Annotated in this window: 25 protein-coding genes; 23 read left to right on the top strand and 2 right to left on the bottom strand. The window is 44.4% G+C overall.

All coding sequences use genetic code 11. The features are described 5' to 3' along the window. The first annotated feature begins 217 nt into the window (after window positions 1-217). Entirely contained in the window at window positions 218-370 is a 153-nt protein-coding gene (locus tag CHH60_RS29885) for a hypothetical protein (protein ID WP_176476133.1), read from the top strand. Window positions 371-473: 103 nt separating this feature from the next. Here the strand turns inward: CHH60_RS29885 and CHH60_RS19595 are convergent, their stop codons facing one another. After that, window positions 474-842: a helix-turn-helix domain-containing protein gene (locus CHH60_RS19595; protein ID WP_095360712.1), complete on the bottom strand. Its 369-nt coding sequence runs from the start codon at window positions 840-842 to the stop codon at window positions 474-476. Between the two features lie 332 nt (window positions 843-1174). Between CHH60_RS19595 and CHH60_RS19590 the strand changes: the two genes are divergently transcribed. The 20 genes from CHH60_RS19590 (at window position 1175) to CHH60_RS19495 (ending at window position 20974) form a co-directional block, all read left to right on the top strand. Then, on the top strand, window positions 1175-1609 hold the full coding sequence (locus CHH60_RS19590; RefSeq protein ID WP_095360711.1) for a hypothetical protein: 435 nt from the start codon (window positions 1175-1177) through the stop codon (window positions 1607-1609). Between the two features lie 153 nt (window positions 1610-1762). Next, window positions 1763-2527, top strand: coding sequence for a tyrosine-protein phosphatase (locus CHH60_RS19585; RefSeq protein ID WP_095360710.1), 765 nt, complete (start codon window positions 1763-1765; stop codon window positions 2525-2527). Window positions 2528-2584: 57 nt separating this feature from the next. Continuing rightward, window positions 2585-3334 carry a YveK family protein gene (locus CHH60_RS19580; protein ID WP_095360709.1) on the top strand — a complete coding sequence of 250 codons (750 nt, stop codon included), beginning with the start codon at window positions 2585-2587 and terminating at the stop codon, window positions 3332-3334. Continuing rightward, window positions 3315-3998, top strand: coding sequence for a CpsD/CapB family tyrosine-protein kinase (locus CHH60_RS19575; RefSeq protein ID WP_095360708.1), 684 nt, complete (start codon window positions 3315-3317; stop codon window positions 3996-3998). The genes CHH60_RS19580 and CHH60_RS19575 overlap by 20 nt, the downstream gene beginning before the upstream one ends. Window positions 3999-4253: 255 nt before the next feature. Next, window positions 4254-5162: a UTP--glucose-1-phosphate uridylyltransferase GalU gene (gene galU / locus CHH60_RS19570; protein ID WP_095360707.1), complete on the top strand. Its 909-nt coding sequence runs from the start codon at window positions 4254-4256 to the stop codon at window positions 5160-5162. Continuing rightward, window positions 5159-5830, top strand: coding sequence for a sugar transferase (locus CHH60_RS19565; RefSeq protein ID WP_251641430.1), 672 nt, complete (start codon window positions 5159-5161; stop codon window positions 5828-5830). Before galU ends, CHH60_RS19565 begins: the two co-directional genes overlap by 4 nt. Window positions 5831-5840: 10 nt before the next feature. Next, window positions 5841-6812 carry a UDP-glucuronic acid decarboxylase family protein gene (locus tag CHH60_RS19560; protein ID WP_318284002.1) on the top strand — a complete coding sequence of 324 codons (972 nt, stop codon included), beginning with the start codon at window positions 5841-5843 and terminating at the stop codon, window positions 6810-6812. 25 nt (window positions 6813-6837) lie between these two features. Beyond that, window positions 6838-8022: a glycosyltransferase family 4 protein gene (locus CHH60_RS19555; RefSeq protein ID WP_095360705.1), complete on the top strand. Its 1185-nt coding sequence runs from the start codon at window positions 6838-6840 to the stop codon at window positions 8020-8022. An 11-nt stretch (window positions 8023-8033) separates the two neighbouring features. After that, the gene (locus CHH60_RS19550; RefSeq protein ID WP_095360704.1) at window positions 8034-9347 is read left to right on the top strand and encodes a hypothetical protein; all 1314 of its coding nucleotides are present in this window, start codon (window positions 8034-8036) and stop codon (window positions 9345-9347) included. Beyond that, entirely contained in the window at window positions 9344-10507 is a 1164-nt protein-coding gene (locus tag CHH60_RS19545) for a glycosyltransferase (protein WP_095360703.1), read from the top strand. The genes CHH60_RS19550 and CHH60_RS19545 overlap by 4 nt, the downstream gene beginning before the upstream one ends. Window position 10508: 1 nt before the next feature. Further along, window positions 10509-11591, top strand: a complete 1083-nt coding sequence (locus tag CHH60_RS19540; RefSeq protein ID WP_176476132.1) for a glycosyltransferase family 4 protein — start codon at window positions 10509-10511, stop codon at window positions 11589-11591. Window positions 11592-11627: 36 nt separating this feature from the next. After that, window positions 11628-12773: a glycosyltransferase family 4 protein gene (locus CHH60_RS19535; RefSeq protein WP_095360701.1), complete on the top strand. Its 1146-nt coding sequence runs from the start codon at window positions 11628-11630 to the stop codon at window positions 12771-12773. A 33-nt stretch (window positions 12774-12806) separates the two neighbouring features. Continuing rightward, on the top strand, window positions 12807-13703 hold the full coding sequence (locus CHH60_RS19530) for a glycosyltransferase (protein WP_095360700.1): 897 nt from the start codon (window positions 12807-12809) through the stop codon (window positions 13701-13703). Further along, the gene (locus tag CHH60_RS19525) at window positions 13703-15088 is read left to right on the top strand and encodes an oligosaccharide flippase family protein (RefSeq protein ID WP_095360699.1); all 1386 of its coding nucleotides are present in this window, start codon (window positions 13703-13705) and stop codon (window positions 15086-15088) included. Before CHH60_RS19530 ends, CHH60_RS19525 begins: the two co-directional genes overlap by 1 nt. Further along, window positions 15054-16049: a polysaccharide pyruvyl transferase family protein gene (locus tag CHH60_RS19520; protein WP_095360698.1), complete on the top strand. Its 996-nt coding sequence runs from the start codon at window positions 15054-15056 to the stop codon at window positions 16047-16049. The genes CHH60_RS19525 and CHH60_RS19520 overlap by 35 nt, the downstream gene beginning before the upstream one ends. A 31-nt stretch (window positions 16050-16080) precedes the next feature. Next, window positions 16081-17475 carry a sugar phosphate nucleotidyltransferase gene (locus CHH60_RS19515; protein ID WP_095360697.1) on the top strand — a complete coding sequence of 465 codons (1395 nt, stop codon included), beginning with the start codon at window positions 16081-16083 and terminating at the stop codon, window positions 17473-17475. Further along, complete coding sequence (locus CHH60_RS19510; RefSeq protein ID WP_095360696.1) at window positions 17472-18803, top strand: UDP-glucose dehydrogenase family protein; 1332 nt, start codon at window positions 17472-17474, stop codon at window positions 18801-18803. The genes CHH60_RS19515 and CHH60_RS19510 overlap by 4 nt, the downstream gene beginning before the upstream one ends. 36 nt (window positions 18804-18839) lie before the next feature. Continuing rightward, entirely contained in the window at window positions 18840-19757 is a 918-nt protein-coding gene (locus CHH60_RS19505) for an LCP family glycopolymer transferase (RefSeq protein WP_095360695.1), read from the top strand. Window positions 19758-19787: 30 nt separating this feature from the next. Further along, complete coding sequence (locus CHH60_RS19500; RefSeq protein WP_369680199.1) at window positions 19788-20351, top strand: VanZ family protein; 564 nt, start codon at window positions 19788-19790, stop codon at window positions 20349-20351. A 104-nt stretch (window positions 20352-20455) separates the two neighbouring features. Continuing rightward, window positions 20456-20974, top strand: coding sequence for a hypothetical protein (locus CHH60_RS19495; protein WP_095360693.1), 519 nt, complete (start codon window positions 20456-20458; stop codon window positions 20972-20974). Window positions 20975-21315: 341 nt separating this feature from the next. Here CHH60_RS19495 and CHH60_RS30325 read toward each other — a convergent pair whose 3' ends face one another. After that, window positions 21316-21447, bottom strand: a complete 132-nt coding sequence (locus tag CHH60_RS30325; protein ID WP_255248006.1) for a hypothetical protein — start codon at window positions 21445-21447, stop codon at window positions 21316-21318. An 80-nt stretch (window positions 21448-21527) separates the two neighbouring features. Between CHH60_RS30325 and CHH60_RS19490 the strand changes: the two genes are divergently transcribed. After that, window positions 21528-22436 carry an ABC transporter ATP-binding protein gene (locus tag CHH60_RS19490; RefSeq protein ID WP_095360692.1) on the top strand — a complete coding sequence of 303 codons (909 nt, stop codon included), beginning with the start codon at window positions 21528-21530 and terminating at the stop codon, window positions 22434-22436. Then, window positions 22429-23223 carry an ABC transporter permease gene (locus tag CHH60_RS19485; RefSeq protein WP_095360691.1) on the top strand — a complete coding sequence of 265 codons (795 nt, stop codon included), beginning with the start codon at window positions 22429-22431 and terminating at the stop codon, window positions 23221-23223. The genes CHH60_RS19490 and CHH60_RS19485 overlap by 8 nt, the downstream gene beginning before the upstream one ends. Window positions 23224-23250: the final 27 nt, after the last annotated feature.

Here is a 23250-nt window from a genome sequence, read left to right as displayed (position 1 = left end):
TAACAGGATTGCGTGAATGGGTTGTATGAAGAATTAATAGGAGCTTTATGGCTGCCGATGAGGCGCTGTAAAGCTCCTATTTGTGTTTCGACAAAATTAGAACCCGTACCAAAAACGCTATCGCCATGAGACGACAACATTGAGGAACTTTCTCAAGTATAATAAGGCTAGTTTTGGAGTGCAGAGAAAGTATATATAGATAAGAGAGGTTAGCGGAATGAATATGAAGAATCCAAACAGGGGCGAACTTAAGCCGACAGGTAAACAAGTGAAAGCAACCGAGATGGACATCAAGAAGGTTTTACTGCAATGCGGAATCGACCCGGAGCGTTGGAACGAGTTCATATCCTCCGTCAACAATGAGCACTAATAACCAGGATCATACACAAATATGTATTGGAAGGAGTTAAGACGCAAAAAAACCCAGGAACCGAAAAGATGACTACTCGGGACTGGGTCTTCCTTTGTTGGAGTTAATCCATGCTGCGTTCCATTCGGACAAAAGCAATAAAACGACGTGCCTCTTCTTCTGTTAAGGGTTTACCATCGATCATCAGATCGAAGCGATCCAACACTTCCTTATCTGATAATTCAAGCGAGTCCACAAATTCTCGAACATCCTCATCCATAACCACATCGCTCTGCTTCGTACGCCCTATGAGATAATCAATGGATACATTAAAAATGTCAGCAAGCCTGGTTAATACTTCAAAGTCCGGTTTGCGTCGGTTCTTCTCATAATGGGAGAGAGCGGCCCTGGTAATATGAATGGAGCTCGCAAGTTCTTCTTGAGTAAGTCCCCGCTGTTCCCTTAATTCAGCAATGCGATTTCCGTAGTTCATACGCTTTTCCCCCTGAACGCCATGTCAAATATATTAAACCAATCCTGAGCTATTTTTTGATCAGGGCAGCTTTCCTGCAAAAAGATGACGCTTGGACAGACCTATATCTGAAATAGGTCTGTCTAAGGACATCTCATATTGTCGTAAATCAAAAGAACCATGTCCAAATACTGCTTGACATGATACAATTTGTATCGTAAATTGGACGTATGGAAGTTACAAAATGTATCATTTGGAATAATTTAAGTGTCTCCAAGTTGTCTATGCAATATACCTGTGAGAAGGAATAATGGCAACACTTGAAGGCTAATCCATTCTAAAGGAATGAAACGATGAATTCAGTGATTCAGGAATGGGCCGATCTAGAATTAAATGTCCATATGTACATTCAGGAGTTTCAGGGTAAGACAGTAGACCGCAAACGACGTCCCGTTCTCTTGCTTGGGATGGATACAAAAGCGATTACTTTCCTGAGTGACCTGGTTTTACCGGTATCGTCAACGATGTTGATCGGTTTGGATGTAGAAGATCGCCAAGTATGTTTAAGGCTTCAGGCAAGCTTGCAATGGAAACAGCCCTTCGGCGAGCTTACATTGTATCATTCAAGCCTGCATATTCAGCAAGAGCAGACACTATATATAACTGGACAGTTAAATCAGATGCTTCGTGACGTGCAGTTTCCTACGGTATCCCGATTTGCCTATGAAAAGGCAGCGGAACAACCGGACCTGCAGAAAACCTATCATTACATCGATTTTACCATATGAAGCCTGACAAATTCTAAACATTTTCTGAACATGCAAGTACTTAACGCCATTTTACTATATTTCATAGCGTTATGCATTAGTTCTTTAACACCAAAAGCATTTTGCGCGATGAATAAAAGGGCGAGGGGGATCATACATTGAGGAAGTTTGGATATGGTTGAAATACACTGCCACATTTTATCAGGTCTTGATGATGGTCCGGTTCACATGGAACAGTCCATCGACATGGCCCAGAAGGCGGCAGCCTCGGGAGTTACCTCGATCATTGCAACTCCGCATCACCTGAACGGGCATTACAATAATGAACCGATTGTGGTCAATCAGGCAGTGGGACTGCTTCGTGCAGAGCTTCGCAAACGCAACATTCGCTTGGAGATCCGCCCCGGACAGGAGATCAGGGTTCATGAAGCTCTGATTCGAGACTTACACGCAGGCAAATGCTGCACACTTGCCGGGAGTCGTTACATGTTGCTGGAATTGCCCTTTGGCTATATTCCCTCGCAGTTCACCGGAATACTTCATGAACTTAAAGTAGCCGGTATCGTACCTATCATTGCTCATCCCGAAAGGAATCACCCAATCCAGAATAATCCTGGACTATTGGTTGAATACATTCATCAGGGCGCACTGATTCAGCTCACGGCCCAGTCCATCATAGGACTTTTCGGACGAAAAGTTCAGAAATGGTGTTTTCATTTTTGCAAAGAAAACCCGTTTCATTTCATTTCATCTGACGCTCATGACATTCATATTCGTTCCTTTGCTATGAATGCTGCATATGAGCAGCTAGGCCGCAGGTTTGGCAAAGAACTGGTTGCACGCTTAAAAAATAATGCTTGGTCGTTATGGAACAACCAAAGTATAGACATAGAGCAAGAAAAACCGAAGGTTCTCAAACGCAGGTTGTTGTTCTGGTAAGCAGTCAGATCGATAGAATGTCATCATAATCGCCGAATTGAATGGGAGGAATACAAGGTGGAACTGAAAGAGTACATGCAAATTTTACGCAAGCGAATTTGGATCATCGTAGCCTTTGTTGCAGTTGCTTGCATTGGAGCAGGTGTCAAAAATTATTTTTTTACCGTCCCCATTTATGAAGCGAACGCAAAATTGATCGTCAATCAGGCATATAACGCAGAGGGTGTTCCCAGTCTGGATATTGGGTCCATTCAAACTAACATTAAAGTGATTAACTCGTATATGGAAATCATCAAATCTTCAGCAATCCTCGACAAAGTAGCTGCTACATACCCCGATCTAGGCATGAACGGCAATCAACTGGCACAAAACATCTCGGTAACTACAGCGAATGAATCCCAGGTTATGAGTTTAACCGCTACTGGCTTGTCTTCGGAAAAAGCGGCCAAAACAGTTAACGCCGTTGCTAAAGTGTTTGAGTCCCAAATCCCCGTAATTATGAAAGTGGATAATGTAACCATTCTAAGTGAAGCCAAACCCACGGAATCGTCAAGACCCATCAATGTAAATCCAACCGTTAATATCCTGATCAGCTTTCTCGTAGGACTTCTGCTGGCAGTAGGTTTTGTATTCCTCTTGGAATACTTGGATGATACGTTGAAAACCGAAGATGAATTGGAGAAAGAGCTTGGAATTCCAGCACTCGCTGTCATTTCCAAAATCAAAAAGGAAGAAGTCCGCAGCTCCAAACAGACAACATCACAAAAACAGGTAGGTGACGGCCAGTATGCCACGGTTAACCAATGATAAAGGAAGCCTAGTTACAATGGCTAATCCCAAGTCCAGTTCATCTGAGGCTTATCGTAAGCTGAGAACCAACATCCAATTTTCATCCATTGATAGTCAGATTCAAACGATCATGATCGCTTCAGCTTTGTCGGGTGAAGGTAAAACCACAACGATCGGAAATCTGGCCGTGACCTATGCACAGGAAGGGAAAAAGGTTCTGCTTATGGATACGGACCTGCGCAAACCTGCCGTGCACCGCATGTTTAATGTGCCCAACCATGTAGGGCTGACCAGTGTATTGTCGAGTCAATATAAAGTGACGGAAGTATTGAGAGAAACGGATGTGGAAGGATTGCATGTTCTCTCTTCTGGTCCGATTCCGCCCAACCCTTCCGAGATGTTGGGTTCCCGTAAAATGACAGCACTGCTGGAGAGTCTAAAGGAAGAATACGATGTCATTCTATTTGATACTCCGCCAGTTCTGGCAGTGACGGATGCTTTGATTATCAGTTCATTGTGCGATGGCGTCCTTCTTGTCGTAAGTGCAGGCAAGGTGAAGAAAGACTTGGTCAAAAAGGCAAAGGCACATCTCGAACATGTAAATGCTCGGATTCTCGGAGCAGTTCTGAACAATGTACAGGTACCGAAAAATCGGAATGCTGATTACGTCGAGAACGTTTAAGTGGCATTCGTTATAAATCCAAAATAGCACTGTCAGGTCATGTCTACTATACCTTTATCAAGGTAGGCACTCGGTCACACTGTGGGTAGTGTACCTTAGACGTTAATCGTCAAGGGTGTGACGTGAGGTTGGGTTGAATGCCCCTTTATGAAATTGAAAGTAAGAATTGCATCAATTTATTTCAAGGTTTCATGGATTTAAGTGGTTCAACTCATACTTTTAAACCATAAAAATAAGAAGGATAGGGTGGTATTTATGACTAAAGTGAGGAAAGCAATCATTCCCGCAGCAGGTTTGGGGACCCGATTTTTACCCGCTACAAAGGCAATGCCTAAAGAGATGCTCCCTATCGTAGACAAACCGACTATTCAATACATTGTGGAGGAAGCAGTAGCTTCCGGTATTGAAGATATTATTATCGTAACTGGTAAAGGAAAGCGTGCAATTGAGGATCATTTCGATAGTGCGTTTGAATTGGAGCACAATCTGCTGGAGAAAGGCAAGCTGGGTTTGCTGGAAGAAGTCCGGAAATCCTCCAACGTTGATATTCACTACATAAGGCAGAAGGAAGCCCTGGGACTGGGGCATGCAGTTTGGTGTGCCCGGAATTTTATTGGCAATGAGCCCTTTGCCGTGTTGCTTGGCGATGACATTGTCGTATCCGAAGTACCGTGCACGAAGCAGTTGATTCAACAATATGAGAAGGTTAACCAGTCGGTGCTTGGTGTGAAAACGGTAAGTCCAAGTGAAACCTATCGCTATGGAATTATTGATCCACTGCATACCGATGGAAGACTTACATCAGTAAATAGTATGGTAGAGAAACCGCCACTCGGTTCTGCTCCTTCCAATCTCGCAATCATGGGCCGATACATTTTGACCCCTAAGGTATTCGAGTATCTGGAAGAGCAAAATGTGGGAGCTGGTGGTGAAATTCAGCTTACCGATGCTCTGCAAATGCTTAATCACGATGAAGGCATCAGCGCGTATGATTTCGAAGGTTCCCGGTTCGACGTGGGAGAGAAACTAGGATATATCCTGACTACGCTAGATTTTGCGTTGAAAAATAAAGAGCTGCGTGCACCTGTCTTAATGGCGATCGAAGAGATCTTAATGAAGGAAAAACTGAACCAAGTGCTTGTTGCAGGAGGGGATGGTCTGTGAATCTCTCGGGACCAGAATATTATGGAAGCGGCGGCGAGGCCATTGCCAAGGAAGGCCATGGGAAACTGCTAGAACAGCCGTACTCCCAACGTGTTGGCGGGTACGCCGACGTTATGAAGCCACTCATTGATTTCTTTGTAGCTGCTTTCCTATTACTGCTCACATCTCCGATCATGCTTGTCATTGCGGTAATGATCAAACTCGATTCGAAAGGGCCTGTGATCTTTAAACAGGAGCGTTACGGAAAAAACGGAATCAAGTTTAATATTTATAAATTTAGAACGATGCGTACGGACGCACCGAAATATGGGTTATCTCCAACGACAAGTCATGATCCCAGAATCACCCGTCTGGGTCGCTTGCTTCGCAAGACGAGTCTGGATGAGCTGCCACAATTGCTTAACATTATCAAGGGTGATATGAGCTTTGTGGGTCCTAGACCTGAAATGAAGCGAATTGTAGAAGAAAGCTACACCGATCTGGAGCGCAGACGTTTTCTGGTAAAACCAGGTATCACCGGGTTATGGCAGGTGAGTGAAGCTCGCAAAGAGCCCATCCATCACAATCTGCAATATGATTTCCATTATATCTCCAACGTCTCGCTGCAGTTAGACATTAAAATTATCTTCAGAACGGCCATGGTAATGATTAAAAGCAATACATTTTGACGGACGGAGCGTGAACGTATTGAAACATATTGTAGTGACGGGGGCAGCCGGCTTTTTGGGATCCCACCTGGTCAAATCTTTAATTCATCAAGGTCATCAGGTTACAGGAATTGATAATCTGTCGACAGGCGTGTCCAGTAACCTGGAAGAGGTGGCGAACAGCCACCTTTTCCATTTTCAAGAAGCTGATGTCACTTTGGCGGCTTCACTCGATTTTCTGATTGATCAGCCTGTGGATGAGGTGTACCATCTTGCGTCGCCGGCTTCACCCAAATTTTATCAAGCTGATTCAATCGGTACCATATGGGTGAACACGCAGGGAACCTATCACATGCTTGAGCTGGCCCGAACCAAGGGAGCGAAGTTTCTATTTTCAAGTACAAGTGAAGCTTATGGGGATCCTGAGGTGCATCCACAGCCTGAGAGTTATCGCGGGAATGTAAACACATGGGGACCGAGAGCCTGTTACGATGAGGCCAAACGTTTGGGCGAAGTTTTTTGTTATGAATACTACACGAAACACAGAGTTCCCGTTAAAGTAGCGCGCATCTTTAATACGTATTCATCCGGTTTGCGGAATGATGATGGCCGTGTCATCTCTAATTTTGTGACACAGGCACTGACCGGACAGGACATCACCGTTTATGGGGATGGCTCTCAAACCCGTTCGTTCTGCTATGTGGATGACAATATTCGTGGTCTGCAAAAAATGATGGAAACCGAAGAGGCGAATGGAGAAATTATTAATATCGGCAATCCGACGGAGTACACTGTCCTTGAAGTGGCGTATTTAGTAAAAAAGTTGGCCCAATCCGACAGTAAGCTGGTGTTCCAGCCTTTGCCTCAGGATGATCCCAAAGTTCGCCGTCCTGTGATTGATAAGGCACGTACCGTGCTCGGCTGGGAGCCGGAAATATCACTGGAAACAGGACTGAAGTTAACGATTGAGAATGTTCGTGCCACATTGCAGGAAACTCCATGAAGCTAATCAAAGTGAGATGAGATGAGTGCATAAAATATTGATTGCCCATAGTTTGTATCCTCCGCATGTCATTGGCGGGGCAGAGATATCAACGCAGATCCTTGCACAGACGCTGAGTAGTCATTACGAAGTCGAAGTCTTGACTGTCGGTGAACATAGTCAACGAGAACTTCGATTAGACCATGTGAATGGAATTCATGTAGTCCGTTTGCCCTACAACAATCGATATTGGATTGGAGACGCCAACCGAAGTGTATCCGTTCCGAGCAAAATCATGTGGCGCCTTCAAGATGTTTTTAATGTAAGACAGTATCAGCACATCAAGCAGTATCTAGCTAAAACAAAGCCAGAACTAATTCATACACAGAACCTCCCTGGTCTTAGTCTGGCGATCTGGAGGGCAGCATATGAAATGGGCATTCCTGTGGTGCATACGCTACGGGATTTTTCCCTGATTGATCCAATCAACCTATCTGCATACTCCAAAATGTACAGAACGATTTCAAAGAGATTCAGTCGGACAATATCTTCGGTCATCGGCATCTCCAACCATATCCTGGGCAGTCATACTTCGCTGGGGTTCTTCGAAGACTCTAACAAACATGTAGTTCATAATATCGTAGAGACTGCTCTATCCGTTACAGAATTGTATAAACAAAAAGTGGTTAACGGGGACCGTCCGTTGAAAATTGGATACTTTGGACAGTTAACTGAAGTGAAGGGTGTCCACTATTTAATTGATGCGATTAAATCCCTGGATCCAAATATTGCTGGTCAACTATGTATTTTTGGAGATGGACCGCTGCTCTCTACCTTGCAGCATTCAGCATCTTCAGATAATCGCATCGAATTTAAAGGAAAAGTGGCGAAAACGGAAATTGCAGGACAGATGGCAGCCATGGATCTAATCATTGTACCGTCAACATGGGATGAGCCCTTTGGCAGAGTTGTCATAGAAGCTTACCAGGTAGGTACACCTGTGTATGCTTCACGTGTTGGAGGCATGTCTGAAATTCTATTAGATACTGAAGAGTTTGCCTTTCCTGCTCATAGTGCTGAAGCCATTACACAGTCAATTATGCATTACTATCGCTTGAGTGAGCGCGAGAAATTGCAGCTAAAAGAGCAATGCCATTTGTATAGCCAAACCTTTAATGAAGCTTACCTGCTTCAGGAGCATATGGACATTTACGAAAAGCTGATCAGGTAATGGAGGCTAACATGCACATTATTTCCATGAATAGAGGCGCACCGGTATACGTAAGAACCCAAGATGAATCCAATCATGCCTTGTTCAAAGTACTAATGCATATTTTAGTGGTTTACCTTTCATGTTATGGGCTTATTTCCATTTACGTGGACAACATTTTTATCCGTTCTCTAAAGGATGCCGGAATGGCACTAATTGCTGTGTATGCCTTAAGCAAAGTATATCGTGACGAGCAAAAATTCATTATTCCTTTTCTATTTTTGCTCGGATCCATAGTTGTAATTGGTTCACTTAACCTGCTTTTGGGCAAAAGCATAGTTACGTTAATCTACGGGCTTAAAATAACATTCTTACCCATCCTAATGATTTTTGCGGGAATGTTTATTGCCAAGGTTAAAGGGATTTATGTATTTGCCAGAACGAATCTGATCATCTTCTTTTTGTTGATTGCAGGTTGGTTGATCCAATATTCACTTGGTATAGATAAGTTGATCTCACTTGGTTTTATCTATGGAGTAAACATAAAACACTATCTCGAAGGTGTGCCGCGTCTGTCCTCAATCACTTATTCGCCTGACGGCTACGCGTATGCTCTACTGATATCAGGTTTGATCGCTGAGAGAATTCGTTTGGCGGAAAAGAACAGAGTAATTCGTCTAAGTATTCAGTTGCTGACGATCAGTTTTTTGCTCTTATCCACAATTCGGTCTGCTTTGGTTCTGTGGATTGTTTATCAGATTGTTATGTTTCTCCTTCGTGTTCGGAAATACAATAAACATAACGTGCTATTGTTGGCCGGTGTGTTTCTGCTTCTTCCAGCGGGCGCTATGCTCGGAACCCAGATGCTGAATAGCTACAATCTTTTGTCAATGAGCTCCTTGATGGACCGTTTTCAGGTCTGGGGTGCAAATTTGACGTCACCTTACTCAACGGCAGGAATAATAGGGAATGGGATTGGCTCTGTAGGTGCAGCAAGTAGAAGAACACATATCATTGGTTTACAGTCAAATAACTTTGCCGTAGACAATCAATATTTTTCGTTTTATGAACAGACAGGATGGTTTGGCGTATTGTATTGGTTTGCCTTATTTATGTGGATTATGATCTGCCTTGTAAAACGAATGAATTGGCTGCCTTCAGTAAACATCATGGGTTTACCGCAAATGGCGATTGCTCTTGGCGTCGGTGTAGCGGCATCGAGTCTTACAACGAACGTACTTGAGATGTTCCCTGGTAATATATCGATCTGGATCGTCATCGGTATGGCCCTTTATCAACAACGCGAAGCAGGCGATATACCATATAAAGCGGGTGAGATTAGATGAAGGTTTTGCATATAGGAGAATACGTTGTTGGGGGAGTGGCAACTTATTTAAACGAGGTCGTTGCATATCAGAGTCGTTTGTTCGATGTTTATTTGTTGATGAGCGATTACAATTCAGCTTCAGATTTCGATTTGGAGCCAGAGCGCATTATACGATACAAGTATAAGCGCCATCCTAAGAACTTCTTTTCTGCAATGAGACAGATCCATCAAGCCATTAAGCAGATTCAACCCGATATTATTCACGTTCACAGCTCTTTTGCGGGAATGCTCGCAAGGGGCTTGTTTTTTGTTACTCCACGCAAAGCAAGTGTATTGTATTGCTCGCATGGTTGGTCTTTTCTCATGGATACCAAACCTATCAATAAAAAGGCTTATTTCATGATCGAGAAGATCCTTGAACTTAAAACCGATTTCATCGTCAATATTTCCAAATATGAACTGGAGAAGTCCGTTAGGCTAGGTATGTCTCCAGCCAAATCAAGGTTTGTATACAGTGGCCTACGGGATAGAAAAACGAATGCTCAATCTGAAAAGACTGCACTTCCAGATTGGAACTATGCTGAAGCATCTGGGGTTATTCAGCTTTTGTTCGTTGGGCGATTTGACCGGCAAAAAGGACTGGACGTTCTGCTCGAGGTGTTGGGTAAACATCCAGAACTACAAGATCTTATCCGCCTGTATGTCATTGGTGACAGTGTGCTTGAGAAAAACAATTGGCATTTTCCTGAAAATGTTGTTCGACTGGGTTGGGTGGATAATGCCTCAATTGACCGTTACTATCAGCAATGCGATGCAGTGATTATGCCATCCAGATGGGAAGGATTGCCTCTGGTTGCGCTTGAGGCGATGAAGAACCGCAAAGCGGTAATTGCAAGTGATCGGTCATCTTTGCCGGAAGTCGTCTCCCATGGAGTGAACGGCTACGTTTTTGATCTTGACCAGCCAGAGGAACTGCTGGCCATTCTGAATAAGTTGGATAAGAAAACGTTAACTGCTATGGGAGAAGCGGGACATGGCATATATAAGGATAAGTTTAGTGCTGATCGAATGAATGAAGAATTCGTGAGTCTATATTATGAGGCGCGGAATATGAGTGTTACTTCACAGGAGGCACACATGACCTCACATCTGAAAATTCCGAATAGAAATGGAGAATGACATGATCACAATATACATTAACGCACGTTTTCTGACCCAGACCGTTACGGGAGTACAGCGATATGCCATTGAACTCGTGAAAGAGATTGACAAGTTGATCGACATTGGAGAAGTGGACGGAACAAGGTACGAGTTTCGTCTATTGTCTCCGGCCGATGTGATTACACAGCTTGAACTAAAGCACATTCGCCATCAGGAAGTTGGCAAATTAAAGGGACATGTTTGGGAGCAACTTGAACTTCCGTTTTACTCAAGGGGAGGGTTGCTGATCAACCTTTGCAATACGGGACCTGCATTTAAACGAAATCAAGTTGTAACCATTCATGATGCGTCAGTTTTCAGTTATCCTAAAGCATTTTCGTTTGCGTTTCGTTCTTGGTACCAGTTTTTGACGGTTAGGTTGGGACGGATATCCAAAAAGGTAATTACGGTATCCAATTTCTCCAAAGGAGAACTGATCCAACACTGTAAAATCGCTGCACAGAAGGTTTCTGTTACCCATCTGGGTATAGATCATATTCATGACAGGCAGGCTGCTCAAGGAACTTTAGAAAAGTATGGTATCCAATCACCGTATGTACTGGCTGTTAGCACAATGAATCCATATAAAAATTTCAAATTAATTTTGGAGATATTACCAGAAGTAAAAGCCCAAAATCTGAGTGTTGTTATTGTAGGATCCAAAAACAGCAAAGTATTCAGCAATCATCAGGTCAGCGATTCAGATGGGGTTAACTGGGTAGGGTACGTTTCTGATGAAGAGTTAAAAGCATTGTATGAGCGTGCAGCCGGTTTCATTTTCCCTTCATTGTACGAGGGGTTTGGGTTGCCACCGCTGGAGGCAATGGCTCTGGGATGTCCGGTGATTGTTTCTTCCCGTGGATCCATTCCGGAAGTATGCGGAGACGCAGGACTATATTTTGATCCACTCCATCCGCAGGAAGCTGCATCACGTCTGGTGGAGATTACATCCGATCCAGAGCTCGGGCGCCAGTTGTCCACCAAGGGCAAGGAACATTCTGCTTTCTTTTCCTGGAACAAGTGTGCCAAAGATACGGTTAATATTATCATGAATACGGTATAAAGAGGCTGGCCACGGTCTTTCAAGGGAGATACGGATATGAACAAAGTTTTTGTAGCAATTGATTTCCCCCCTGAAAAAGGCGGAATTCATGATTATGCTTATGGGCTCATCTCCCAGATGCCTGCTGAGGAAACCACCGTTCTGACCAATAAAATCAAAAATACGGAGCAGGCCAGGCAGTTTGACGAGGAAGCAGAATTTGAAATTATACGCAAGCGTATTTTCTGGAACACGAATAAAGTACTCTTGCTTATCTCACAACTTATATTAATTATCCAGCTAGTCGTGCTGAAATGGCGCAAAAAGACGGACGAAATCCATTTTATCAACGTGTTTCCTGTAGGAATAGCTGGACCTGTCATGAAAGCTTGTTTCGGTACCAGATACTTCACATACGTTCATGGACTGGACGTCATGGGTATGCAGAACAGCAAGCTTTTTCCGGTATTAATGTATATTTTACGACGTTCCGATAAGGTGATAGCTAATAGTCAATATACCCGATCCAGACTGATTGAATTAGGCATTGGGGAAGAACGAATCGTGATCATTCCACCTGGACTAAACATAGGTAAGTTGAAGAGTGCTTCAAGTGAGGATGAGGATGTACGAAATAAATATGATCTGCACGGAAAAAAAGTGTTGATTACCGTCTCAAGGTTGGTAGAGCGGAAGGGTCATGACATTACACTGAGAGCGATTAGACATGTCACTCAACACATTCCCAATCTGAAATATGTCATTTGTGGTGAAGGACCTTATCGAAGTGAACTGGAGCGTTTGGTTGGGCTGTATGCCCTGGAAGATGTCGTGATTTTTACAGGAGGTATCCCTGATCACGAACTTCATCAACTGTATCAATGTTCTGATCTGTTTATCATGCCCAGTCGAGATATTAAGGAAAAAGGTGATGTCGAAGGTTTCGGAATTGTATTTCTGGAAGCTAACTATTACCGGTTACCTGTCATTGGCGGCAATAGCGGCGGTATTCCTGATGCCGTCAAGGATCACGTTACCGGTTATCTCGTCGATCCATTGGACGAAAGCGAGATTGCGGACCGGATCGAACAATTGGTGGTGGATGAGGAACTGGCACAAAAACTCGGTGAAAATGGGTATGACTGGGTCATAAATCATTGTCTTTGGTCACATCGGGGTCAGCTGTTAAGGCAACTGGCTTGAGCACAAAAAAACTGCATATTTTGAGGTGAGAAGATGAGGGCATCAGTAGCCATCTGTACACACAACAGGGGACATGACACCATGCAGGCTGTTGATAGTATTTTAAAAGGCGAGTCTGACTACATGACATATGAAATTTTGGTTATTGATAATCGCTCCACGGATAACACGAAAGAACTGTTTGAATCCTTGAACTTTCCGGAACATGTACGTTATATTTTTGAGCCGCAATTGGGTTTGTCTTATGCAAGGAACAGGGCAATTGAGGAGGCAAAAGGTGAGTTTGTGATGTTTTTGGATGACGATGCCCTTGCTGCCTCTACCTGGGTTGACGAAGTTATCAAAATCTTCGATATGGACCCTGATATAGGTTGTGTAGGTGGCAAGATTGTGCCCATCTGGGAAGGTGGAAAACCGGAGTGGATTCCAGATGATATTGTGAGTTTGTATACCGTAATGGACTTTTCTGACAGTATTGTGGAGATGAAGGCTCCCCATATTCCATTTGGCGCAAATGTATCATTTAGAAAGAATATATTTAAGGAGATCCAGCCGTTTAGAGTGGATCTTGGGCGTGTAGGAAATAACTTGATGTCAAGCGAGGAGAGCGAACTCATTGGCCGGGTTCGAGTAGTTCATAAAATTTATTACAGTCCATATGCGGTTGTAGAACATAAGATTGCCAAAAGCAGGCTAAATAAGCGTTGGTTGTTGCGCCGGGTATATTGGCAGGGGATTAGTGACGCTACCCGCTATCAAAAGAGTGTATGGGGGATTTATAAACATCTGATTCGAATCGCACAGTCGGCTTTAGTTATTGCGATCTCGTTTAACAATGTAAAAAAGGTAACCAGTCAGATGGCCAAAATTTCCTATCGTAATGGAACGATAGTAGGTTCATTCCGCAATGGCAAAGGATTGAACACGTAATGAGCATAGCTATCGCTAAGCCCCCCAGACAACGCAGTATGCTTCAAACCATCTTCATGACCAGTTTTGCGAACATTGCTATTATGGCACTAACTACAATTACCTCGATCCTGACTGCTCGTATGTTCGGAGCAACGGGGAAAGGGGAACTCGCCACCGTGTTGTTCTGGCCAGCACTGCTGTCCGGACTCGCGGCATTTGGTTTGCCTACTTCGTTGATCTACAACGTGAAAAAGTATCAGCAGCAGCTATCTACCTATATTGGAATGAGTTTCGTCGTACAACTCCCAATCAGTATAATTGTCGGTTTGATCAGTTGGCTGTGTATGTCCTCCTGGCTAGCGGGATACTCGGATACATTGGTCACACTGGCTCGATGGTACACGGTGCTTATGGTCCCGGTCCTTCTATTGACAGGAGTTCTGGCAGCCGCCGCCCAGGGCACGGAGCGATTCCACATTTATAATCTGTCCAGGCTGCTCGTACCTTTGTTGAATTTGTTAGGTTTGATCGGTTTTTGGCTGGCTGGTTCACTTACGGTAGAACGAGCGATTGCTGTAAGTCTTGCTTCGACACTTCTTGTATTGGTCGCCTACATGTTCATGATGAGACGACAGATATTCGCTTCTCTTTCTCATTTGATCCATCAATTTAAGACCTGTGTGCATTTGTTTAGTTATGGTATCCGCGTGTATGGTGTTGAGCTGCTGGGAACGCTTTATACCCAGTTCGATAAGATTATCATTATTGCTCTGCTTACACCTCGTGATTTCGGTCTTTATTCGGTTGTATATGCTCTTTCGAGGATGTTCAATGTCGTCCAAAATGCAATTACCAATGTTATTTTTCCAAAGGTAGCAGGCATGGAGAAGGAGCAAGTACTGCTGCTTGTTGGTAGAGCTTTTCGAGTTAGTATGGTTCTAATGACCATCGTAGTCATACCGAGTATGCTCATCGGACATTTTTTCATAGGCCTTCTTTTCGGTCCTGAATTTTTACAGGCCAGTGGCGTGTTTTACTTGCTTTCGTTGGAATGCATCGTTGGTGGAGGATCATGGATACTGGCGTCGGCTTTTAACGCGCTCGGAAGGCCAGGTGTTATCGTGCTGAGGCAGGTCATTGCGCTGACCGTGACAGTCACGTTATTTTTTGTGCTTACCCCTATGCTTGGGCTGTTGGGCATTGCTGTTGCGTTGCTGATTGGTTCGTTCGTTCGCATTCTGATGTCACTGATCTCGATTTCGGTCCTTTTCAAGCTGCCCGTTCGCAGCATGCTCTATGACAAGGAAGATATCAAATTCCTGCAGCAACAGTTTAGAGAGAAGAATCCATTCAAAGGAGCCCGGAAAGATGCCAAACTCGCAAAGAACTCACCCCATGGATGAGTTGAAGCAACGGTTGAAGCAAATATTGGAGGTCGTTCCTCCCAAATCGAAAATTTTCTATATTGACTATCCAGTCTATAGCAATGGTGGGGACCTTCTGATCATGAAAGGAGCAGAAGCTTTTTTCAAAAGTTACGAAATTCAGGTGGTTGACAGGTATAGCGTTCATGATTTCCATGATGGGGTCCAGATTCCCGAGGATTATATTATCGTGATGAGTGGTGGTGGTAACTTCGGTGATTTGTATGATTCTCATCAAAATCTTCGAGAAATGGTGGTTCAGAATTACCCACGGAATAAAATCGTGATTCTACCACAGACAATCTTTTATAAAGATACAGCGAATATTCAAAAAACGGCGGACATTTTCAATCGTCACTCCAGACTCTATGTGTACGCTAGGGACAACTCTTCCTACGAGTTGGCTACCACATACTTCACAAATGTCCACGTAGGCCTGCTGCCTGATATGGCACATCAACTTTGGAAGATATCTACTAGTACAGTACCTAAAAAGGGAAGACTGAACTTCTTGCGAACAGATATCGAGATCAATATTGATCAGGAAGACACAGTTATTCAAGGAGATAGCGTCGATTGGGCCTCCCTATTTAATAGATATGAAAAAAAGCTAATCTTTTTGACGGCAAGTGCCCTCCGTAAACGTAGAGGCAGAAAAATGTTGCAGTTTGTATGGAAACTGTACAGCAGTTATCTGGTGCGAAAGGCCATTCGCCTCTTTGCTAAATATGAAGTAATCCATACCTCCAGATTGCATGGACATATTTTATCATGCTTGATGGCAAAGCCCAATGTACTTATTGATAACTCGTACGGTAAAAATTCAGGTTATTACCAGCTATGGACACATGAGGTGAACACGGCAAACATGGCGGGTTCCACCAAAGGCAGAACTACCGTGGAACAGGGATTTAGGGAAACAACAACTGCAACTGTATAAAAATGGATATAAAGGAGTGAGTGACGACGTCATGAGAATCGTACTTCTTTCTGGAGGATCAGGCAAAAGGTTGTGGCCCTTATCCAATGATACACGTTCGAAGCAGTTCCTCAAGGTGCTTGAAGGTCCTCAAGGACAATCGGAGTCAATGGTACAGCGTGTATGGCGGCAGCTGCAGCAAACAGGACTGAGTGAACGGGCTACGATTGCAACCAGCAAGCCACAGGTGGAAATTTTACAGAGCCAACTGGGTGAGGACGTTGACCTAGTAGTTGAACCGGAGCGTAGGGATACCTTCCCTGCTATCGCATTAGCGGCTGTCTATCTCTATTCGGTGCAGGGAGTCAGTCTTAACGAAACTGTGGCTGTACTTCCGGTTGACCCTTATGTGGAGGAATCCTTCTTTTACAAAGTTATGGATCTAGAACAGATTCTGTTGGAATCAGAAGTGGATCTGGCTCTAATCGGGGTGAAACCAACTCATCCTTCCGAGAAATATGGATATATCGTTACTGAACCAAGTGAAACGAGAGAAAAAGAGCATAAGGAGTATTTCAAGGTATCCCGTTTTCAAGAAAAACCTCGCGAGGCTGAAGCAGCAGAGATGATTGAGCAATCTGCCCTTTGGAATTGCGGGGTTTTTGCGTTCAAACTTAATTATCTTATTAATCTGCTTATCGAGCTTGAGCTGCCCATCCAGTATGAAGAAATGCTTAAGCAATATGGCAGACTGGAGAAAATCAGTTTCGACTATCAAGTTGTGGAAAAAGCATCTCGGATTGTCGTTACACCTTACGATGGGTACTGGAAAGACCTGGGGACGTGGAATACGCTGACGGATGAGATGAGCACTAACATTGTGGGCAAGGGAGTCGTTACAGATAGTTCAGTAAATACACATCTGGTCAACGAATTGAATATCCCGGTGTGCGTACTGGGCGTTTCTAATGTAATTGTGGCTACTAGCCCGGATGGTATTCTGGTCAGCGAGAAAGAGGCGAGTCCACAGATCAAAGAAGTCCTTAAAGATAGTGCGGAACGCCCTATGTATGAAGAACGGCGCTGGGGCTGCTATAGAGTGCTCGATTATACACGGAATTCCAAGGGCGAAGAGGTACTAACGAAACGCATTATTATTGGGGCCGATAAAAATCTGTCCTATCAGTATCATCTGAAGCGAAACGAAGTTTGGACGGTTGTTTCCGGGCAGGGTGAGTTCATTCTGGATGGTGATTTAAAACGAATTAATCAGGGAGATACCATTTCAATCCCATCTGGCGGAAAACATAGTGTAAAAGCCATCACGGAGCTTGAAATTATCGAAGTTCAGATGGGCAGCGAGCTGATCGAAGAGGATATTGTAAGGATTGAAATGGAATGGGCGGACATCATCCAAAATTGTGTGAACTGGGGGAAAACAAGATGAATATTGCGGTAATTGGAACAGGGTATGTAGGTCTTGTATCGGGAGTCTGCTTTTCTGAACTCGGCAATCGGGTCATCTGTGTAGATAACAATCAGGACAAAGTGGAAATGCTGAATGCAGGTGAAGTTCCCATTTACGAACCTGGACTCCAGGAACTCATGGTTGCCAACAAACGGGCAGGCAAGTTATCCTTCACCTCCGATATCGCAGAGGCCATTCGTGAATCCGATATTATTTTTATCGCAGTCGGAACCCCCTCTTTGCCAAACGGCGAGGCCAATCTGGGATTTGTTGAGCAAGTGGCAATCGAGATTGGTACCCATCTGGAGAGCTATAAAATTGTTGTGACCAAGAGCACAGTGCCTGTGGGCACGAATGATCGCGTAAGAGAGCTCATCCAGAGTATCTCCACTCAACCATTTGATGTGGCTTCGGTACCTGAATTTTTACGGGAAGGTTCGGCTGTTAAGGATACACTGAACCCGGATCGTATCGTCATTGGTACGGACAGTGAACGAGCGATTCAAGCGCTCAAGAAACTTCACCGCCCATTAACCGAAAACTTGATCGTTACAGACATTCGGTCTGCTGAGATGATTAAGTACGCGTCCAATGCATTCCTCGCAACAAAAATATCATTTATTAACGAAATCTCGAATATATGTGAGAAGGTTGGCGCAGATGTTACACGTGTAGCGGAAGGCATGGGATATGATAAACGGATCGGTTCTTCATTCCTGAAAGCTGGCATTGGCTACGGTGGTTCATGTTTCCCGAAAGATACACAGGCGCTGATTCAGATTGCAGGCCAAGTGGATTATGATTTCAGATTACTGAAATCTGTGGTTCAGGTGAATCAGGATCAACGTTTCAATGTGATACGCAAGCTTGAGGAGATTTTTGGAACCCTTAGCGGTAGAACCATTGCTATCTGGGGTCTTGCCTTTAAGCCGGATACAGATGATGTCAGGGACGCACCAGCTATTGATATTATTAGGTATTTGACAGAAGCCGGGGCTGTTGTTAAGGCGTATGATCCGATTGCCACAACCAACTTCCGCAGAGAAGTTGATGCCGCCTCGATTGTTTGGGAAGAAAACCCCCTTTATGCTGCCAAAGGAGCGGATGCCCTTTGCGTGCTGACGGAGTGGAAAGAGTTCTCCCAGATGAATCTGCAGGAGCTTGCAAGCATGATGAATGAAGCGATCATGATTGACGGACGTAACGTGTACAACAAGGAACAAATTAAAGCCTCCGGATTCCAGTATTATTCTGTAGGCCGTCCTGGACTTAATCACGCTGAGGGCAAAGCGGCAGCGATCATCTAAACGGAAAGATCATCATAACGTGAGTGAGGAAATACCATGAAAAAGTGGATGAAAATTTCGATCTGGGTGGTTTCCATTTTCGTCATTGCTATTTTTGGTTATGCGATGTACCTATACCAATCTGTCAAATCTACGGCTGATCAGATCTACGAACCGCGTGATCCGGCGCAGCCAGTCTCCATTTCGGATAGCAGAGGTGGACTGCCAGTAGATATCAATAGCAAAGAGCCCTTCAACGCACTTATTATGGGAGTAGATGAACGTCCAAACGATCGAGGCCGTTCAGATACAATGATCGTATTAAGTGTAAATCCCGGCAAAAAACAAGTGCTTATGTTTAATATTCCTAGGGATACACGAACCGAGATTGTAGGCCACAACACAGAAGACAAAATCAATCATGCGTATGCCTTCGGCGGTGTAGACATGTCGGTGAAAACCGTGGAACAGTTTCTGGATGTCCCTATTCACTATTACATGAAAGTGGACATGGAAGGTTTTGCGAAAATCATTGATTTGGTCGGTGGTGTGGACGTAAACAATCCGTTTGCATTCGATTATGACGGTCGACGTTACGAACAGGGAAATATTCATCTGGATGGCTTGGCTGCACTTGGTTTTTCACGAATGCGGTATGATGATCCCCAAGGAGACTTAGGTCGTAATGGAAGACAGCGTGAAGTATTGAAGCAAATGATGAAAAATACAATGCAGTTCTCCAGTGTACTCAATCTTCAAAACATGTTGGATGAGCTCGGGACACACGTCAGGACGGATCTGACGTTTGATGAAATGAAGGAACTCATTCTGGATTATCGGAGTGATCTTGAACATATTGATACCGTGGAAATCAAGGGCAAGGGCGAAAAAATTAATGGTATTTACTATTACATTGTGGAACAACAGGAACGGGATCGCATTCATGGGATCATTCAGGAGAATTTGCAGAAATAAAAGATTTTGGATTGGGCAACGAAAGTGGTGATGACAATACTGATGGAGGAGGGCTCCAGAAAAAGGAGACACGGACGCAAACGGAGATTATACGGTTTTATCTTGTCCTTGTTGCTGGTTACAGTTTGGATCTTGGTGATTTGGTCCATGTCCAAACAATCATACCAACAGCAGACCATTCAGCCTTGGCTGCATCAATTGTCCGAAAAAGTCAAAATTGGATTTGTCTTGCCTGATGTACAGTTCACTTACGGAGAGCATGATTATTCATTGAGACAGAGACCCTATGATTTTGCCGAGTTTATATTTCGCAAGAGTGCACACTTGTTTGTCTATGCTGTGCTGGCGGTTCTTGTCTACGGTGGACTGCGATACAGGAAAATGCGAATGCTGACCTGTATCGCTGCTTCGCTGATTGTGGTAGCTATGATCGCCTCTATCGACGAATATATACAGCAGTTTAGCCCTAATCGAACAAGTTCGATACGTGATATCGGCGTGGATCTGATCGGAGGCTGCTGCGGGATTGCAATATATGTAATGACGAAGGCAGTGATCCGTAAATTGAGGTCTCACGGACATTCGAGTTCTTGAGGATGATCTTGAACAAAGGGATTTCCCAGGAAATGCTCTTGTTCCTCCAGCTTCTACTTTCCTGCTATTCATCATAAGAATGGAGTAGGACAGGAGGGACGAACATGCTGCGAAGACGCAATCGTAATGCCTTGTTCAAAAAGATCGGATTCATCGCACTTGTGCTGCTGCTGCTATGGTTAATAGGCAGAACGATCCCATATCTCTTTCGTGCAGATGCGCCGGACGACGCCGCTTCGGTGGTTGAAGAGTTTTACAAGTATGAGCAGGCGGGCGATTTCGGCAGCTCATGGGAACTGTTTCACCCATTGATGAAAGAGCGTTTCTCCAAAAGCGTTTATTTGCAGTCCAGGGCGCATATCTTCATGCAGCATTTTGGCGTGGAAACCTTTGAGTTTGAGATGGAAAAGCCCGAGCGGGAATTTGATGTTACGGTGATGGATGGCGTAAAGCCGTTTCCCGAGGCGTACAAGGTCGGAATAACCATGAAGTACAGAAGTACCTTTGGGCAATTGGACATTGTACAGACCTGTTACGTCGTGCAGGATGGACAGGAGTGGACACTGCTCTGGTATTACCCTGGCAAGGGCGGGGAACAGCATTCAAGTGAGAGCAGCGAGTGATCCCCATGATGTGGGGTGGCAGTTTAATATATACCTATACTTTGCATCATATTGTATCATTGTTCCTATTTTAAGCTCTATAAATGCGAGACTTTTGTCGCATTTATAGAGCTTTTTTTGTGTTTCACTCTATTTTAAAGCCAGAAGGGGCTTGACAATAGTCCTGAGGTCAAGTAAATTACGAGGTAGATACAAAATGTATCAAAATTCAGCTTCTAACGACAAATAACAGGGACTACATTGCTCCTTGTTGAGGGGAAGGAATTTCTGTGATCGAAACGAGCCGCTTTTACTGTGTCAGTTGTGGGATGATTGTGTCGGTTGGTAGAGGCTCTGTCGAATTAAAGGAAGAGGGCTATGGAGGCAATCACGTATTTCGCACCGGATTTTACCGGAGTGAGATGCCGCTTGGATGCTGTGGAGCGTGTCAGATCCATATGAAGCGTAAGGAGAACACCCAGTTTACGGGACATTATACCAAAGATTATGATACACTATGTTCATATGAGAGGCGGGCATGATTTATTAGCCTGTCGATGAGGGAGGGAATTGCATGCAGCAGGAGCCGGTCGTCCGACTTCAGGGCGTCAGTAAAATCATATCTTCCCGATCGTTGGTCAGCGACCTGACTCTGGATATTTCTCCGGGGCAGGTTTTTGGTTTTTTAGGGCCTAATGGTGCCGGTAAAACAACAACGATCCGGATGATGGTCGGACTTATGTCCATAAGTAAGGGAGATATTTTCATCTCGGGACATAGTATCAAAAATGAATTTGAGCAGGCGGTGGCCCAGGTAGGTGCCATTGTAGAGAATCCGGAAATGTACAAATTTCTCACCGGATATCAGAACCTCGTCCATTTTGCCCGTATGTCACCAGGGATTACCAAGGAACGTATTGCAGAAACCATCGAGCGTGTGGGGCTTACAGCCCGCATTCATGATAAGGTGAAAACCTATTCTCTGGGCATGCGTCAGCGTCTTGGTGTCGCCCAAGCCATATTACATAAGCCGAAGCTGCTTGTGCTGGATGAGCCAACCAATGGCCTTGATCCGCAAGGGATTCGGGAACTTCGGGATTATCTTCGTCAGCTCACCCGTGAAGAAGGCATTACGGTCTTTGTGTCCAGTCACCTGTTGTCAGAGATGGAACTCATGTGTGATACAGTCGCCATTATCCAGAATGGTAAGTTGATTGACGTGAGAAACCTCAAAGCTGAAGCTGGAACAGATGCACTGACGGAAGTGGCCTTTGAGGTGAATGATACACAGCGTGCTTCAGAACTTATTCAGGATGCGACCGTTCAGGGCAACATGCTTGTGGTGCGTCTGTCGCGTGACCAGATTCCGGATTTCAATGCCAGACTGGTGAGCGAAGGTATTCAGGTATACGGTATCCGCAACGTAACACATACACTCGAAGATCAATTTTTACAAGTGACTGGGGGCGGAGGTATTGCCTAACTTTGGAAATCTGTTGTTGAATGAAAATATGAAAATCTTCCGGCGTCCCCGTACCTGGATTATGCTTTCATTTTTGGCTTTAATTTCGCTGCTGCTTCCTGTGCTGCTGAGAGAAGGCATGGGAGGCAGTGACGTATACTTCTGGGAAGCGGCAATAACGACGGTTCAGATTGTATTCTTCCTGAATACCATCTTCTGTGTGGTCATTGCGGCTGAAGCGGTAGCCGGCGAATTCACATGGGGCACAATTAAACTGCTGCTTATTCGTCCGTGGTCACGTAGCAAAATTTTGGCTTCAAAATACATTACCGTCCTGGGCTTCAGTCTGCTCAGCACAGTACTTATTCTCTTGCTCGCAACGGGAATGTCCTATGTTCTGTTCTCCCATGATGGAAGTGCAGCTGGCGGCGTAACCTCGGCATCGTATGCATTTACGTTATGGGCATACCTGTACGTCGATCTGTTTATTACGCTGGCCATTGCCTTCATGGTCTCCTCCGTGTTTCGTTCGGGAGCACTGGCCATTGGCCTGTCACTGTTTATCATGTTTACCCAGAGTATCTTTGCCTTGATCTTCAATCCAGCTCGCTATGACTGGGCCAAATATGTACTATTTAATAACATGGATCTCAGCCGGTATATGAATTCGGGAATGGACCTCGGATTGTTCGGCGGGGGTAACGCGGGAATGACCCTTGGCTTCTCGGTTGCCGTACTCGCCGTGTACTATGTGATTTTTATGGTTGTATCGTGGGTTGTATTCAGCAAAAGAGATGTGGCAGGCTAACCGCCTGCTTCTTTTTTTGCTCATTTT

This window comes from Paenibacillus sp. 7523-1, assembly GCF_002276415.1.
Taxonomy (GTDB): Bacteria; Bacillota; Bacilli; order Paenibacillales; family Paenibacillaceae; genus Paenibacillus; species Paenibacillus illinoisensis_A.
Note: the sequence above shows the minus strand (reverse complement) of the source record. Positions and strands in the feature narration are given on the sequence as shown.

Bases quoted from the DNA above. Each gene is read 5' to 3' on its own strand.
- CHH60_RS19590 (WP_095360711.1), top strand. From the start codon at position 1,175: ATGAATTCAGTGATTCAGGAATGGGCCGATCTAGAATTAAATGTCCAT.
- CHH60_RS19530 (WP_095360700.1), top strand. From the start codon at position 12,807: ATGAGGGCATCAGTAGCCATCTGTACACACAACAGGGGACATGACACC.
- CHH60_RS19500 (WP_369680199.1), top strand. From the start codon at position 19,788: ATGACAATACTGATGGAGGAGGGCTCCAGAAAAAGGAGACACGGACGC.
- CHH60_RS19525 (WP_095360699.1), top strand. From the start codon at position 13,703: ATGAGCATAGCTATCGCTAAGCCCCCCAGACAACGCAGTATGCTTCAA.
- CHH60_RS19510 (WP_095360696.1), top strand. From the start codon at position 17,472: ATGAATATTGCGGTAATTGGAACAGGGTATGTAGGTCTTGTATCGGGA.
- CHH60_RS19515 (WP_095360697.1), top strand. From the start codon at position 16,081: ATGAGAATCGTACTTCTTTCTGGAGGATCAGGCAAAAGGTTGTGGCCC.
- CHH60_RS30325 (WP_255248006.1), bottom strand. From the start codon at position 21,447: ATGTCCCGTAAACTGGGTGTTCTCCTTACGCTTCATATGGATCTGACA.
- CHH60_RS19520 (WP_095360698.1), top strand. From the start codon at position 15,054: ATGCCAAACTCGCAAAGAACTCACCCCATGGATGAGTTGAAGCAACGG.
- CHH60_RS19535 (WP_095360701.1), top strand. From the start codon at position 11,628: ATGAACAAAGTTTTTGTAGCAATTGATTTCCCCCCTGAAAAAGGCGGA.
- CHH60_RS19575 (WP_095360708.1), top strand. From the start codon at position 3,315: ATGCCACGGTTAACCAATGATAAAGGAAGCCTAGTTACAATGGCTAAT.
- CHH60_RS19595 (WP_095360712.1), bottom strand. From the start codon at position 842: ATGAACTACGGAAATCGCATTGCTGAATTAAGGGAACAGCGGGGACTT.
- CHH60_RS19540 (WP_176476132.1), top strand. From the start codon at position 10,509: ATGATCACAATATACATTAACGCACGTTTTCTGACCCAGACCGTTACG.
- CHH60_RS29885 (WP_176476133.1), top strand. From the start codon at position 218: ATGAATATGAAGAATCCAAACAGGGGCGAACTTAAGCCGACAGGTAAA.
- CHH60_RS19585 (WP_095360710.1), top strand. From the start codon at position 1,763: ATGGTTGAAATACACTGCCACATTTTATCAGGTCTTGATGATGGTCCG.
- CHH60_RS19550 (WP_095360704.1), top strand. From the start codon at position 8,034: ATGCACATTATTTCCATGAATAGAGGCGCACCGGTATACGTAAGAACC.
- CHH60_RS19545 (WP_095360703.1), top strand. From the start codon at position 9,344: ATGAAGGTTTTGCATATAGGAGAATACGTTGTTGGGGGAGTGGCAACT.
- CHH60_RS19495 (WP_095360693.1), top strand. From the start codon at position 20,456: ATGCTGCGAAGACGCAATCGTAATGCCTTGTTCAAAAAGATCGGATTC.
- CHH60_RS19490 (WP_095360692.1), top strand. From the start codon at position 21,528: ATGCAGCAGGAGCCGGTCGTCCGACTTCAGGGCGTCAGTAAAATCATA.
- CHH60_RS19505 (WP_095360695.1), top strand. From the start codon at position 18,840: ATGAAAAAGTGGATGAAAATTTCGATCTGGGTGGTTTCCATTTTCGTC.
- galU (WP_095360707.1), top strand. From the start codon at position 4,254: ATGACTAAAGTGAGGAAAGCAATCATTCCCGCAGCAGGTTTGGGGACC.